This window comes from Streptomyces sp. WMMC500, from assembly GCF_027497195.1.
Lineage (GTDB): Bacteria > Actinomycetota > Actinomycetes > Streptomycetales > Streptomycetaceae > Streptomyces.
The window spans coordinates 6,353,406-6,368,182 of record NZ_CP114905.1; the positions used below are offsets into that span (position 1 = coordinate 6,353,406).

Sequence of the window (14,777 nt, forward strand, 5' to 3'; positions counted from 1 at the left end):
GCCGGCTTCGGGAGGGGCGGAGGGTGGTCCCGGTACGCCCAGGGTGGGGAGACGCGTCAGCCGCAGATGCCCGTCATCCACGGCCGCCGCTTCTCGAACTCCTGCACCTTCTGGATGTTCCGCAGCCACGGCAGCGGGTCGAGGCCGTCGGCGGCGAGGTACCGCAGCGCGGCGTTGTAGAAGGCGTCGCGCACCGCCGGCGGCATCACGTCGGAGGCGTCCAGGCAGCGCGGCAGGGCGGTGTCCTCCAGGTCGCGGACGATCCGCCGCGTCACCGGATCCTCCGGCCGCGGCATGCCCCGCGCGGAGTTGGCGCTGTAGACGGGCGACTCCGAGGCCGCCGCCCAGACCCGCTGCCCCTGCCGGGAGGCGAGGAAGCCGAACACCTCCCGCGCCTTGGGCCGGTCGTCGAAGAGCGCCGCGAAGTCCCCGCTCACCTCCCGTGCGCGCGTCACCGTCGTGCCCGGCAGGTACGGGGTCGAAGGCGTGTAGTCCGCCCGGCCGGCGGCGTCCTCGTACAGGTCGCGCGCGAACGAGCCCTGGTGCTCGGCCACGCACCGCTCGTCGGTCTCCACCCGCCCGCCGAACAGCAGCCCCCGCTCGCCGGCGGGGCCCCGGTAGTCGTTGAGCAGCGCCCAGCGGGCCGGCCCGGCGCCGTCCGCCTTCATCAGCGTGCCCCACGCGGTCCAAGCCCGGACGACGGGCTCCGCCGTCCACTCCAGTTCGCCGCGCGCCCAGCGCGCGTACGTCCGCGGCCCCGCCGTCTGGAGCAGCAGGTCCTCGACCCAGTCGCTGCCCGGCCAGCCGGCGGCACCGTCGTCGCCCATGCCCACGCACCACTCCCGGGCCCCGACGGACTCCGGCCTGCCGTTGGCCGCCCGGTACCAGACGATGCTCTTCAGCGCCGCCCGCACCGGCACCCAGTACACGCGCCTGCCGGACTCCCCGGTGGCCCGCGGCGTCCACGGCGCGTCGTAGTGCTCGGGCTCGTACAGCCCCCGCCCGTCGAGCGGCTCCAGCCGGCCCTCGGCGGCGTACTCGGCCAGCTCGCCCGGGCCCGGCATGATCACGATGTCGGGCGGGGTGCCGGCCTGCACCTGGGAGAGGAGCACCTCGCGCTGCGCGGCGGTGCCCTGGTAGACGTAGTCGAAGCCCTCGCTCCGCAGCAGTTCCTCGAACGTGTCCTGCTGCGTGCCGGTCCACGGCCCGAGCACCGTGACCGGGCGATCGGCCGCCTCGTCGACGGGCGGCTGGCCGCCGACGCAGCCGGCGAGCACGGCCGTCACGGCCCCCACGGCGGCCGTCATGAGCACCCGGCGCAGCCGGGACGTCCGGATCACGGCTAGTCCCTCCCGTAGTCGTCGTACAGCCGCCACAGCAGGCCGCCCGCCGCGCAGACGACGGCCACGCCGCAGCCGGCGGCCAGCCACGGCAGGGCGCGGGTGGCCGTCGAGGTGGCCGCGATGGTGTCGCGCACCGTCGCGGCGCCGGCGTCGATCCGGTCCTGGTCGTCGGTGCGGTCGATGTCCACCAGGGCGGTGTGCACGGCGTCCAGCTTGCCCTGGGTGTTGCACGTCGCCGCGAGCGGCGCGATGGCCAGCGTGCCGACGAGCACCAGCGCCACGGCCAGCCAGCCGCTGAACAGCCGCCCGCAGTGCCGCCACAGCACCCGCCAGGCCAGCGCCAGGACGAGCGCCAGCAGCAGCAGCGCCGTCACGGCGACGCCCCAGCCCGCCTTGTCGGCGGCGCTCACGTCCGTCTCGTCCTCGATGCTCCCGAGCTGGTCGCGCTGGAGCTCGGCGAGCCGGGGCAGGATGCCCGTGACGTCCCGCCGCAGCACCGTCTCGGCCTCGCGCAGCTTCTGCTCCCGCATCAGCCGGTTCTCCGCGCCGCGGTGGTACGCGGCCTCGTTGACGGCGTCCTGGTACGCCTTGTGGAGCTCGTTCAGCACCTCGACGACCCGGCGGCCGTCGTCGCCCTCGATCTGCCGGCCGGACAGCCGCGACAGCGCCTGGTCGGCGGCGCCGCTCTGCTGCCGGTAGCGCTCCCCGGGGCCGACGGTGTCCATGAGGCCGTCCACGTACGAGCGGTGCACCTGGGTGTCCGCGTCCCGCAGCGCCTTGCGGAACGCCACCGCGTCCTGGACCGCGGGCACCGAGCGCGCCTGCAGCTCCGCGGGCACGCGGTGCACGCTGTCGTACGACACGAGCAGCGCGGTGCCGCCGACCGCGCCGAGCACGAGGACCGCGGCCAGGTGGCGCAGCAGCCGGTACTTGACGGTCCGCCGGAACAGCAGCCTGCGGACGAGCCGCCGCAGCCGCGCCCTCACCCCGGGCTCCCGGCCGCCGCGAGACGGGTGCCGCAGGCGACGCAGAAGCGGGCGGCAGGGGTGGAGTGGCGGTCGCAGCCGGGGGCGGGGCAGGGGACGCCGGCCGGCGCCGTCGGGCCCGCGTCCAGGGACCGGTCCTGCCCGCGCGACAGCCGGCTGCGCAGCACCGCGAGGGGGTCGACCGAGTCGTCGGCCTGTACCCGTACGACGCCGTTGGCCGCGTCCAGCACCTCCGCGACGCGGTTCAGATCGTGGTCGAGGAATGCCCGGTCCCCGAGCGCGTACGCGAGCTTCGCCGCCGCGCCCAGCATCTCCCTGGCCGCGCGCAGGTCGCCGCGGGAGATGGCGGTGCAGCCCGCGTTGAAGGCCTCGGCCAGATCGTCGCGCAGCCGGTACACGGCGCTGGTGCCGTGGGCCCGTACCCGACCGGGTGCCGCGCCGTACGACCAGCACGCCCGCACCGTCGCCGCCTGCCCCGGCACCGCCGCGACCCCGGGGCCCAGCGACACCTGGGCCAGCAGCAGGTCGGCCTCCAGCATGTCGGCTTCGTGCCCGGCCCCCGGGTCGCCGTCCGGGCGGGCGCCGACCGACAGGATGTAGCGACGGGTGCCCGCGGCCCACAGGCGCGTGGTGAAGACGTGCCGGCACGGGTCCGCGCCCGCGGGCTGCGGGTCGGGCCGCAACTCCCGGCTGACCGGGGCCGCCTCGCGGAAGGACAGCAGCGCGACGCCGGCGCGCAGCCGCACCTCGACCGGCACCGCGGGCACCCGCGTCGCCCGCAGCCGGCCGACGATGTCCGCGAGCCGGGCGGCGAGCGGCTCCGCGTCCTCGGCCAGCTCGGCCCTGCCGTGCAGCCGGGTCGCGATCCGGGCCGGCAGCGCGGGCTCCCAGTCGCCGCCGACGCCGATGACGTCGCACGTCAACGTGCCGACACAGGCGTCGATCGCGGCGTCGAGGCGGCCGTCGTCGTGGCCGCGGCCGTCGGTGATCATGAGCAGGTGGGCGATCCGCCGGGGCGCGCGGGCGACGTGCGCGCGGGCGGCGTCGAGCCACGCGGCGTAGTCGCCGGCGGCGCCGCCCGCGGCCGTCGCGCCGCCGGCGGGGAGCAGCTTCGTCGCGTCGAACCCCGCCGTGTTCCGGCTGATGCGGTCCGCGTACGCCCAGACCTCGCTGCCGCCCGGATAGCGGATCGCCGGCGTGCCGCCGCCGTGCAGCACGGCGAACGACGTGCCGTCGGGCAGCGCCGTGATCGCCGCGGTGATCGCCCGGCGGGTCTCCTCCATCCGCTCCGGCGCGAAGTCGAGGGCGACGACGATGCCGATGTCGGCGGGCGCGGGGACCGGCCCGGCGGCGGCCTCCGCGGTGATCTCCACGGTGCTGTCGACGGTGTGCGCGTCCACGTCGGCGCGCAGCCGGTGCTGCGCCTCTGCGGCGTCCGCGAGCGTGACGCCGAACCGCAGCGTGTCCATCGGGGTTCGCCTCCAGTGGGCGGGTCAGACGACGGTGGACGGGCGGACCGCGTTGTGCAGCTCGATGAGCTTGGCGCGGTCGTCGTCCCGGCAGTGCCGGGACAGCTTCCGGTAGCAGGCGGCGAGCAGCAGGCGGATCTGCCGCTCGGAGGTGTTGCCCGCGGCGCCCCGCCGCGACGGCAGGGCGCGGGGCGGCGGGCGTTCGCCGGCGCGCGGGCGGTACGGCTCGCCGAAGAGCCGGTCGTACGGGAAGCCGTCGCCCGGGCCCGCCCCGCCCGGCCTCGTGACCTGGTCGAGCGCCCACTCCAGGAACTCCGCCTCCAGCAGCAGCCCGTGCTCCTGCGCCAGATGGAGCGGCGCCGCACTCCCGGTGTCGGCGGCGAACGCGAGCCGCGCGCGGGCCCTGCCGATCTCGTGGAGCGGCGGCAGCGCCGGCCCGTCGGAGCCGGAGTCCAGCCGGGCGGCCGAGACCCGCAGCGTCGCGATCCACGCGGCGCCGTGGTCGGGCGAGTCCTTCGGCACGTTGTCCAGCACGTCCACGGCCTCCTTCCGGCTGCCGCGGGCGAGCGCGAGCCGGGCCAGGCCGAACGCGCCGTTGCCCTGCATGCGGTTGCGGTGCCAGACGGTGTGGTAGTGGGCGGTGGCGATCTTGCGCATCTCCTCCGGCGCGCGTCCGGCGGCCGTGGCGGCGGGGCCGGCGGCGGCCAGCCGCTCGGCGCAGTAGCCGAGCGCCAGCTTCGGGGCGTACTCGCCGGGCAGCCGCCGGTAGACCGCCTCGAAGTGTCCGTACGCCCCGCTCAGTTCCCCCACTTCGGATGACACCGCGTCGCCCGAGTTCCGTTCACCCTCCCGGGGGACCTCCGCGCCGCCGCCGGCCGCGGCGGCCTGCGCCCGTACCAGGTCGAGCAGCCCCTCGTGCCAGTCCAGTTGCCAGGTCCGGTGCGGGCTGCGGGCCAGGATCTCCCGCGCCTCGGCCAGCTCGTCCGCCGCCGCCTTCAGCTCTGCCTCCGCCTTCTCCTCCGCCCTCTCCGCTTCCGCCTTCGCCTTCTCCGTCGCCTTCGCCTGCTCCGCCCCCGCCTTGCGCTTCGCCTTCGCCGTTTCCGCCTTCGCCCACCGCGCTTCGGCTTCCGCCTGCGCCTGCGCCAGCTCCGGCCAACGACGCAGGTGCAGCCGTACGTTGTGGAAGCAGATCTCGGCGGACGGCTTCTCCGCGGGCTGGTGCAGCATCTTGTCCGGATGGGTCGTCGAGAGACCGAACAGGGCGCGCTGGGGGTCGTCCGCGTGCGGCCCGGGTACGGGCAGCGCCGCCGCCACGTCGACCGCCGCGGGCGGTCGCGTGTCCAGCGGCTCGGACACCCGCGGCGCGTTCCGCCGCGGCGGCGGGCGCTCCAGCCAGCGGCGCAGCGGCGGCAGTTGGCCGAGACCGGCGTCGAGCAGCCGCCGCGTCGGTACGAACAGCGTGGACGGCTCCGGCCGGTCGGGCTTGTCGCGCAGCGCCCGGATCTCCCGCAGCACGCCGCGCAGTTGCTCGCTCATCTCCGCGGCGGAGGCGAACCGGTCGTCCGGATCCCGCGCCGTGGCGCACCGCACGACGTACCGGAAGGACGTGATGCCGGTGCCGGTGACGTCGTGGGTGGCGGCGAAGCGGGCCAGCTCTTCGAGCGTACGGCCGACCGTGTGCAGGTCGTGCGCGACGGTCGGCCCCGTGCGGTCGACCTCGGGCGCGGCGTAGCCCGCGGTGCGCACGGGCGCGGTCGTCTCGCTGATGCGGCGTACGCCGCCGAGGTCGATGACCTTCAGGTCGTGCCCGTGGTGGATGACGTTGGACGGCTTCATGTCGCAGTACGCCAGCGGCCCGATGGGGTCCTTGCGCCGGTGCAGGTGGTCGAGCGCGTCGAGGATCCGGCAGCCGTAGGTGACGACCTCCTCGATGTCGAGCCCGCGCCGGCCGCGCCGCACCTCCGTGACGATCTTCTCCAGGGTGTTGCTGCCGACGTACTCCATGACGATGTAGTTCATGGGCTGCTCGGCGCCGCCCGGCTCCTCGCGCAGATAGTCGAGGATCCGCACGATGTCCGGGTGGTCGAGCGCGATGAGGTAGCGGCGTTCGCTCTCGGCCAGCTCGGCCAACTGCTTGTCGTGCCGGTTCAGCAGCTCCTTCACCGCGACCTGGGTGTCTTCCAGGCGGGTGTTCTCGGCGAGGTGGACCCAGCCCTGGCCGCCGTGGGCCAGGCAGCCGAGCACCCGGTACTGGCCGAGCATGTCGCCCTCGCGCAGCCGCGGCACGAACGAGTAGCGGTGCCCGCACGCCGGGCAGTGGCCCTCGTTCGGCACCGGCGGGTCGACCAGCGGCGGCGCCAGCAGCGCGCCGCACGCCTTGTTGCCGCAGCGCTTGCCGTACGCCAGCGGTGCGTTCTCCGGGATCACGGAGTCGTACGCGTCCTCCGCGGGCACCTCCGGCAGCACCAGCGGATCCCGCGGGCCGCCGTCCGGCTCGGGCAGCCGCCGCGCGTCGCGGTGCCGGCCGCAGCGGGTGCAGTAGCCGGCGTCCAGCAGCTCACCGGCGCAGGCGGCGCCGGAGAACAACCGGTGCGGGCAGCGGGTCGGTGCGCCGGCCGGGTCCGCCTCGGTCATCAGGGGCCCTCCAGACGGGCGATGTCCGCGCGCAGCCGGCCGGCCAGCTCGCGTAAGTCCGTCACCGGGTGGCGGGCGCAGTCGTGCGCGGCGAGCGCGGCCCTACGCGTGTTGGCCACCCGCGGGATCGGCTGGCCGCGCTCCAGGGCGACCACCTCGCGGACCAGGTCGTGGGTGTATGCGCGCAGCGCCGGGCACTCCACCCGCCGCTCGGCCGCCTCCAGGAGCGCGGCGCCGGGCTCGCGCAGCACGACCACCAGCCGGACGCGCAGCTCCACCAGCCGGACCAGCACGTCGAGGGCCGCCGCTGACTCCGCCGGCTCCGCCGACTTGTCGACTCCGGCCACGGCGACCACGACCGGCAGGTCGAGCCGGCGACCGGAGTCGCGCAGGGCGGGCCGCGGGCCGCTCCCGCGCAGCCAGGCCGTGAAGGCGCTGCCGTACGGCTCCGGCCACCGCAGCCGCTCGCCCAGCGCGTCCGCGAGGTCGCCGGCGGTGCTCCCGGCGGCGTCCAGGGCGATCCCGACGCGGTCCACCACGGTGGTGAAGGCGAGGTCGTACGCGGAGCCCTCGGGGGCGGTGGCGACCAGCACCGGCGGCCCGGAGCCCGCCGCCCAGCCGGCCAGTTGCGCGGCGAGGCCGGCGTCGGCGCGCGTGCCGGGGCTCGCCGGCACGACGGCGGACAGCGCGGCGTCGCGCGGCGCGGGCCCGTCGACGAGCCGTCCCACCTCCGGCAGCAGCTCCGCGATCCGGTCCAGCGGGATCATGTGGCCGTGCCGCTTCTCGAACCGCGGCACCTGCTGTTCGTCGTCGTGGAACCGGCTGACGACCATGCCCAGGACCTCCGGCCGCGGCTCCGGCGAGACCTCGTCCAACTGGGCGCCCGCGACCCCCGCGCCGCTGAAGCCCGCTTCGAGGACCATCGCCGGGTCCTCCGGGGTCAGTTGCCACCAGGCGCCGTACGGGCCGTCCACCCGGGCCCGTACCCATAACCCCTCGTCCCCCTTCTCGGGGAAGCCGCCGACGAGCACCCGCGCGCCGGTGTAGCGGGGGATGCGGCGCAGCGGCGCCGGGCGCACGCCGGCGCGCGGCGGGTCGAGGGACAGCAGCGCGACGTCCCCGTCGGCCGGCTCCCTGCCGCGGGGCAGGACGCGGCCGGGTAGCGGGCGGGCGCGGCTGGGCTCGACGCTGCCCCGGTAGTCGACGTAGTCGACGGTCAACTCGCCGTCGGTGCCCTCCAGGGCATGCGCCGAGGTCAGGGCCCGGTCGGGGGCGATGAGGATGCCCGCACCCAGGATCCTGGCGCCGGCGCGCAGCCGCAGCCGCCAGCCGTTGCCCTCCGCGGCCGCCCGATCCCCCATGACGGGTGACGATAACGCGGAGGGCGACCGGCCCTCTACACTCTGGCACGGCTGAATGACACATGGTTATGAAGTGAAGGGGGGCTCACCGGTGGCGCAACAGGCGGGGAACGACGAGTTGGTGGGGCTGGCCGACGCGATCGCCGAGGTCCGGCGGGAGTTGGTGAAGGCGGAGCGGGAGGGGGAGCGAAGCGACTGGCGGTTCCGGGTGGACCGGGTGAGCCTGGAGTTCGCCGTGGAACTGCACCGTACGGGGGAGGGGCGGCTGTCGCTGCGGCTCGGGGTGGTGGAGGCGGGCGCCGGCGGGTCCGCGACCCGGGTGGGTACGCACCGGGTGCAACTCGAACTGGTGCCGCACGGCGAGGCCGGTGACCGGCCGATCAGCCGTTGACGCCTCGTCGTCGAGGCGGTGGCGCCGGGTCCGGCGGTGGCGTACGGGATGGGGTCCGTACGACATCGCCTCGGCCGGCCGGCTCGGAACGCTGCGGCTACCGGGCCGTCCGGGTCGTGCAGGTCGTGCAGGGTGAGCGGGCGGCTAGCCCCGCTCGATGCGGATCGTCGTCCACGCGCCGACGTGCACCCGGTCGCCCTCTCGCAGCGGCACCGGGACGAAGGGCTGGATCGGGTCGGCCGCGCCGTTGACGGTCGTGCCGTTGGTGCTGTTCTGGTCGACGACCGCCCAGCCGCCCTCCGGCTGCTCCACGAGCACCGCGTGCTTGTGCGAGACGCCCGGGTCCTCCGGCGGTCTGGCGAGGTCGATGTCCGGCACCTCGCCCGTCGACTGCCGCTTGCGGCCGATCGCGACCTGCGGGCCGACCAGCGGCACCTTCTGCTCCGGCGAGTAAGCCGGCAGGTTCAGCCCCTGTGCCTCGGGACCGCTGCGCGACATCATCGCCGCGAAGTACTCCCGGTCCGGCGCCACGACCGCCACCCAGCCCACCGGCTGGTGCGGCGGCCCCTGGCCGGGGAACTGCTGCCCGTGCTGCTGCGGCGGCGGCTGCGCCGAACTGGGCGGCGTGATCACGAAGTCGCCGCCCATCCGCGGGTCCGGCTGCACCGGCGGCGCCTGCGGGGGCACCCCGGGCCCCGGTCCTGGCGGCGGGGGCGGCGGCGGTGGTGCCTGCGCCGCGCCGGTGTCCGGGCCCAGCGGCTCGGAGCCGCGGTGGACCTGCGACGGGCCGGAGGGCTGGTACGTCAGGCCCTGCGGGTGCTGCGGGTGGAAGCCCTGCGAGAACCCGGAGGCCATCGTCGGCGGCACGTACGGCTGGGCGCTCTGGGTGACGAAGTTGTACCGGCACTCCTCGCAGAACTGCGCCTGCCCCTCGCGGGGAGTGCCGCAGGACGGGCAGGGCTGCGCGGCCTGGGTGGGCTCGCCGACGGGGGGACCGGGGTAGCCGTAGCCCCCCGGGCCCGGCGGCGGGACCTGGGCGGCCGGCGGCGGGACGGCGCCCGGCATGCGGATGCCGCACACCTCGCACCAGTCCTCGGCTCCTGACGGGTGACCGTTCGGGCAGGTCGCCATCTCGGTGGATCCCCCTGTCTCACTCTCGTCATTTCTTGACGCGGACGGTCTTCGTCGACCGTGTCTCCAGTGTCATCTCGTCGGCCTCCGCGACCTTGGCCTTCAGACGCACAGTACCGCTCGCCGCGTCGACCACGTCCACCACCTTCGACAGTAGCTTTGCGGTGTCCGCGTTGCCGGAGGCGCTCGCCAACTGGACGGCGCGCCCCAGTTTGGCCGTGGCGCCGTCCATGTCGCCGGCCTTGCGGTCCTCCAGTCCCTGCTGGATGACCTGCGCCAGTTCGGCCTGGCCGGTGTAGTGCGCGACCTGCGCGTTTATCCGCGTGGAGGCCGCCATGTCGTCCGTCCACACCGCCCGGATCAGCCCCTGGGAGAGGGTCTGCGCGCTGCCGTCGGGCTGCGGCAGGATCAGCGAGACGCGGGCGGCGAGCATCTCCTGCCCGACGGAGGCGGGCGGCACCTCGACACAGACGTGGTAGTCGCGGGACTCGTCGCCCCACGAGCCGGTGGGGTAGTCGCCGGCGCGCGGGCCGGCCTCCGTGCGCCGCTCGGTCAGCTCCTCGACCGTGGGGGCGACCTGCTTGACGAACTTGATGGTGGAGCCCTGCGGCGTCCACAGCCGCAGCGCCACGTCCGCGACCTCCTTGCCCATCGCGGTCTCCATCATCTGCGTGAAGTCCGCGGCGAGACCGGCCGGGTCGGCGACGATGTCGGCGGTGCCGAGCAGCGCGGAGGCGATGCCGGTGACCTCCTTGACCTCCCAGTCCGTGCCGACGCCGCGGGCGTCGCAGGTGAAGCGGCCGGCGCAGGCGTCGAGGGAGGCGCGCAGGTCCTCCGGCGACTCGTGCTCGTTGCGGCCGTCGGTGAGCAGGATGCCGTGCCGGATCGCCACCTCGGCGGAGCCGAGCAGCTTGTCCGCGAGCCGCAGCCAGGTGCCGATCGCGGTGCCGCCGCCGGCGCTCAGCTTGCGCAGCGCCTCCTTGGCCTCGGTACGGGTCGAGGCGTCGGCGACCGCGAGCCGGCCGCCGCCGGGGTAGACCTCGCGCGCCACGTGGGTGCCGGCGACGACGGCGAAGGCGACGCCGTCGCGTACCGTCTCGATCGCGGCGGCCGTCGCGTCGCGGGCGTTGCGCATCTTGGTGGGGGGATAGTCCATCGAGCCGGAGCAGTCGACCATGATCACCACGCCCGCGTCCGGGCCCCCGGAGCCGAACCGCGCACGCGCCGGATCGGCGGCGGGCAGGGGCATGCCGCCCGTGGTGCCGCCGCCCGTGGAGGCGACGGTCACGATCGCGTTCACTTCCCGGCCGCCCTCGGGCAGATACTCGTTCTGGTAGACCTCGACCGAGAACTCCGGCGCGTTCGACTTCGAAAAGTTGGCCATCTCGCGTCCCCTCCCACTGATGGTATTTAGATCTATGTAGACAATTCACCGGGCAAGAGAGGCTGACCACCTTACGCGCGCCGCCCCCCGCGGCGGATCAGACCACCCCGCGTCCCCCCTCCGTCACGAAGGGCCTGCCCCGCCCGCCGGGCCGGGGAACGGGAGTACCGCCACTGTTACGTTGTCGTGGCCCCCGCCGTCGAGCGCGTGGCCGACGAGCACCTGGGCCGCGTGCAGCGGCCGGGTCGCGGCGTCCGGCGGCACGGTGGCGGCCAGTTCGGCCGCCGCCTCGGCGTAGTTCCACAGCCCGTCGGTGCACACGATCACCACGCCGGGACCGTCCGGCTTGAACGAGGCCGTGTGCGGGTCGAGTTCGTGCGAGTCGGCGCCCAGCCAGCCGGTGATGGCGTGCGCGCGCTCGTCCGCGTACGCGTCCGCCTCGGACATCAGCCCGGCGGCGACCATCTGGGCCGCCCACGAGTCGTCCTCGGTGAGCCGGGCCGACGGCGCGGCGCGGTCGTCCGGCACCCAGTACGCGCGCGAGTCGCCTACCCAGCCGACGGTCAGGATGCCGCCGGCGATCACCGCGCTGACGATCGTGCAGGCCGGCGCGTTCTGGTGGCTCAGCGGGGAGTGCTGCGCGGCCAGTTCGTTGACCGATCCCGCGGCGGCCAGCAGCGCCTCGTGCATCGCCTGCTGCGGGTGCAGCCCGCGGCCCAGCGTGGCCTGCAGCGAAGCCCCCGCGGCGACGCTGGCGGCGGCGGACGCCTCGTCCGGGCGGCTGGCGGAGGACACGCCGTCGCAGACGACGGCGACCGTCGCCGGCGCGCCGTTGGGCAGGGCGGTCTCGGCGATGGCGAAGAAGTCCTCGTTGCGGTGGTGCCGCAGGCCCCGGTCGCTGACCGCGGCGACGCCCTCCACCTCGTGCTCCATGTGGTCCCGCTCGCGCGGCTGCGCGTGGCCGCAGCGCTCGCAGTAGCCGTCGGTGTCGATCGCGCCCGTACGGCACGCGATGCAGCGCCGTCCGGGCGGCACCGGACCGGCGGCGGGCGGCTCGGCGGCCTCGGCCGCCTCGGGGCCCGCGGTGCCCAGCGCCGCGCGCGGGTCGGCGCCCTGCGGCGACGCCAGCGGCTCGGCGATGCGGTAGTGCTCGGGGTCCTCCTCGGGCGCGTCGAGCAGGAACTCGCCGGAGTCCCCGCCGCCCTGCGGCCCCGCCCCCGGGCCCGCGATGCGGTAACTGCCGGTGCGCTGCGCCTCCGCGGAGCGGCTGTCCGGCGCGCCCGCCGGGGCCGCGGCGGGCGCGGCGCCGTTGGGGCTGGCCACGGGCTCCGCGGCCGCCGGCACGGGCGCGGCGGGCGCGGGGGCGGGCGCCGCGAGATCCGCGCCGCACGCCCCGCAGAACAGGTCACCCGCCTCCAGCGGCTCCTCGCACGAGGGGCACGCGCTCAGTTCGGATACGGGAGGTGTGTTCGCCATGGGCTGTCCTCTCATACCCAGGTCTTCGGCCGGTAGCGGTTGGCCCGTTCGACCATGTCGATCCGCTCATGGCCGTGCTGTGCGAGACGGGCCAGCACCCGGAAGGAGTTTTCCAGACCGAGCCGCAGTCCGTTCTCGTCCAGTGCACAGCCCAGCAGCGGCTGCGGCGGGCCCACGGGGGCCGGGCCCGCACCGGCCCCGGTGCGGCCGGTCAGCACCCAGTCCAGCGCACTGCCCAGTACCTCGGTGGACAGCCTCGCCCTGCGGCCCGCGTCCAGGCCCACGTCCTGAAGCCGCTCCACCTGCGTACCGGCGGCCTGCAGGTCGGTCAGCAGCGGCTCCTGCGGGGCGCGCTGGCGCAGCCGGGCTCTGATCGCCGCGACGCGCGCCGCGGTGTAGTGGATCGACGCCTCCGGTACGGACTCCAGCGCGCGTACCGCACCGGCCCTGTCGGCGGCGGCGAGCCGCACCCGGGCCAGGCCGAACGCGGCGCTGACGTAGGCCGGGTCGCTCGTCCACACCAGCCGGTAGTACTCGGTGGCGTTGTCCAACTGGCCCAGCACCTCGGCGCAGATGCCCAGCGCCAGCTTCGGCGCGGGCTCGCCGGGGAAGGCGTCGTAGATCGCGTCGAAGGACAGCGCGGCGGTCTCGAAGTCGCGGGTGGCCAGGGCCTGCAGCCCGCGGTACCAGACGATCCGCCAGTCGTCGGGGTGCTGCGCGCCCAGCTCGGCCAGCGCGGAGCCCGTCGCGGCCAGGTCGCCCAGCTCCAGGTGGGCGCGTACCCGGCGCAACTGCAGCTCGACGGAGTCGGTCGGCGCGTTCGCCAGCGCGGCGGTCAGCTCCGCGGGCGCGGAGGCCATCAGGCCGGCGAGGAAGCCGGCGTTGGGGTCGTTCGGGTTCACCCGCGGCACCGGCAGCGCCAGCGCCGCCGCGGGGGAGTCCAGCGGCAGCGTGTCGGCGATCTGCGCGGGCAGCGCCACCTGCGTGCCCATCCCCTGCGCGCCGCCCGGCAACTGCGGCGGCACGCTCTGCGCGGCCGGCAGCGCCGGGGCGCCGTTGCCCGCGGCCCGCGCCGCGCGCTCGCGCTTGCCGACCGCCCGGCCGCCCAACTGCGAGGTCTCGCCGGTCGCCGGCGGGAACAGCTCGGTGTCCACCACCCGCAGCTCCGGCCCGAAGAGCGTCGACAGCGCCGGCTGCGGCCTGCCCGTCTGCAGCGCCACGACCTCCCGCAGCACGCCCGTCAGTTGCTCGGACATCTCCGCGGCCGAGGCGAACCGGCGGGCCGGGTCGGGGTCGGTGGCGCGGACCAGCAGCCGGTAGAAGGACTCGTACCGGTTGAAGACGTCGATCGAGTCCGGGTCGGGCAGGGTGTCGACGAAGACGTTGGTGTAGCCCTGGAAGTCGAAGGTCAGCACGGCGAGCGTACGGGCGACCGTGTACAGGTCGGAGGCGATGGACGGGCCGACGTCGGCGACCTCCGGCGCCTGGTAGCCCACGGTGCCGAAGATCGCGGACTCGTCGTCGTCCATGCGGCGCACCGCGCCCATGTCGATCAGCTTGAGCTGGTCGCCCTGCTGGATGGCGTTGTCGACCTTGAAGTCGCAGTACAGCAGGTTGCGGCTGTGCAGGTGGCCGAGCGCCTCCAGCGCCTCGATCCCGTACGCGCACGCCACCTCGACCGGCAGCGGGTCGCGCTTGCCGTCCGGCGTGCGCCGCTCGTTGGCGATCTCCTTCATCGACTTGCCGCCGACGTACTCCATGACGATGTAGCCGTCGAGGCTGCCGGTGCGCTGGTCGAGGTGCTCGACGAAGTTGTAGATGCGCACGATGCCCGCGTGCTCGATCTCCGCGAGGAAGCGCCGCTCGGAGACCGCGGCGGCGATGGCGTCCTCGTCGCCGGTGTTCAGCAGGCCCTTCAGGACCACCCAGCGGTCGGCGACCGCGCGGTCGATCGCCAGGTAGATCCAGCCCAGGCCGCCGTGCGCGAGACAGCCCGCGACCTGGTACTGCCCGTGGACGATGTCGCCCTCCTGGAGCTTCGGCACGAAGGAGTACGGCTGCCCGCACTTGGTGCAGAAGCCCTCCGTACGCCCCGGCCGCCCGCCGCGCGAACGGCCCACCGGCGCCCCGCAGTCGCTGCGGCTGCAGTACCGCTTGCGCTCGGGCACCTCGGGGTTCTCCAGCACCGCGGTGCGCGGGTCGGGCCGCGGCACCTCCGGCACCGTCACCAGGCCCGCGCCCAGCTTGCCCCGGGAGGCCACCGCGGACGTACGGGAACTCTTCACCGAGACCGAGCGGCCCGTCGACTCCCCGGCCAGCGCGCGCGACAGCCGCCCGGACACCGACCGGCGCGACGCCCGCGAACTGCTCCGCGACGTGCTGCTCGACCGGCTCGACGCGCTGGAACCGCTCGACGAGCTGCCCCGGCTGCCCCGGCCCCGGCCGGTCACCCCGGTCGGCGCCGAGCCGACGACGCCGTCCGGCGAGACGACGGGAGCCAGACCGCAGGTGTCGCAGTACAGCTCGCCGCCGCCGACGTCCTCGTACGTGCCCCCGCAGCCCGGCCGCTGACATGCCTGCGCGTTGCTCATGACTCCCCCAA

Annotated in this window: 10 protein-coding genes; 1 reads left to right on the forward strand and 9 read right to left on the reverse strand. The window is 75.4% G+C overall.

Features of this window, described 5'->3' with window-relative positions; genetic code table 11:
• Positions 1 to 56: 56 nt before the first annotated feature.
• The 5 genes from O7599_RS27385 to O7599_RS27405 are packed head-to-tail and all read right to left on the reverse strand — an operon-like array spanning position 57 to position 7,793.
• Positions 57 to 1,340, reverse strand: coding sequence for an ABC transporter substrate-binding protein (locus tag O7599_RS27385; protein WP_281618268.1), 1,284 nt, complete (start codon positions 1,338 to 1,340; stop codon positions 57 to 59).
• 2 nt (positions 1,341 to 1,342) lie between these two features.
• A complete protein-coding gene (locus tag O7599_RS27390; protein WP_281618269.1) occupies positions 1,343 to 2,329 on the reverse strand; it encodes a hypothetical protein in 987 nt (328 codons plus the stop codon).
• Positions 2,326 to 3,798, reverse strand: a complete 1,473-nt coding sequence (locus tag O7599_RS27395) for a hypothetical protein (RefSeq protein ID WP_281618270.1) — start codon at positions 3,796 to 3,798, stop codon at positions 2,326 to 2,328. Before O7599_RS27395 ends, O7599_RS27390 begins: the two co-directional genes overlap by 4 nt.
• Positions 3,799 to 3,822: 24 nt before the next feature.
• A complete protein-coding gene (locus tag O7599_RS27400) occupies positions 3,823 to 6,432 on the reverse strand; it encodes a tetratricopeptide repeat protein (RefSeq protein ID WP_281618271.1) in 2,610 nt (869 codons plus the stop codon).
• Positions 6,432 to 7,793, reverse strand: a complete 1,362-nt coding sequence (locus O7599_RS27405; RefSeq protein ID WP_281618272.1) for a serine protease — start codon at positions 7,791 to 7,793, stop codon at positions 6,432 to 6,434. The genes O7599_RS27400 and O7599_RS27405 overlap by 1 nt, the downstream gene beginning before the upstream one ends.
• Positions 7,794 to 7,884: 91 nt before the next feature.
• Here O7599_RS27405 and O7599_RS27410 point away from each other — a divergent pair, with 91 nt between their 5' ends.
• A complete protein-coding gene (locus tag O7599_RS27410; protein WP_281618273.1) occupies positions 7,885 to 8,184 on the forward strand; it encodes a trypco2 family protein in 300 nt (99 codons plus the stop codon).
• Positions 8,185 to 8,328: 144 nt separating this feature from the next.
• On the opposite strand, the gene O7599_RS27415 is transcribed toward O7599_RS27410, so the two are convergent.
• The 4 genes from O7599_RS27415 to O7599_RS27430 form a co-directional block, all read right to left on the reverse strand.
• Positions 8,329 to 9,315 carry an FHA domain-containing protein gene (locus tag O7599_RS27415; RefSeq protein WP_281618274.1) on the reverse strand — a complete coding sequence of 329 codons (987 nt, stop codon included), beginning with the start codon at positions 9,313 to 9,315 and terminating at the stop codon, positions 8,329 to 8,331.
• Between the two features lie 28 nt (positions 9,316 to 9,343).
• The gene (locus O7599_RS27420; protein WP_281618275.1) at positions 9,344 to 10,699 is read right to left on the reverse strand and encodes a VWA domain-containing protein; all 1,356 of its coding nucleotides are present in this window, start codon (positions 10,697 to 10,699) and stop codon (positions 9,344 to 9,346) included.
• Between the two features lie 123 nt (positions 10,700 to 10,822).
• Positions 10,823 to 12,175 (reverse strand): protein phosphatase 2C domain-containing protein, encoded by a 1,353-nt coding sequence (locus O7599_RS27425; RefSeq protein ID WP_281618276.1) that lies wholly within the window; start codon positions 12,173 to 12,175, stop codon positions 10,823 to 10,825.
• A gap of 11 nt (positions 12,176 to 12,186) precedes the next feature.
• The gene (locus O7599_RS27430) at positions 12,187 to 14,766 is read right to left on the reverse strand and encodes a serine/threonine-protein kinase (RefSeq protein WP_281618277.1); all 2,580 of its coding nucleotides are present in this window, start codon (positions 14,764 to 14,766) and stop codon (positions 12,187 to 12,189) included.
• Between the last annotated feature and the right edge of the window lie 11 nt (positions 14,767 to 14,777).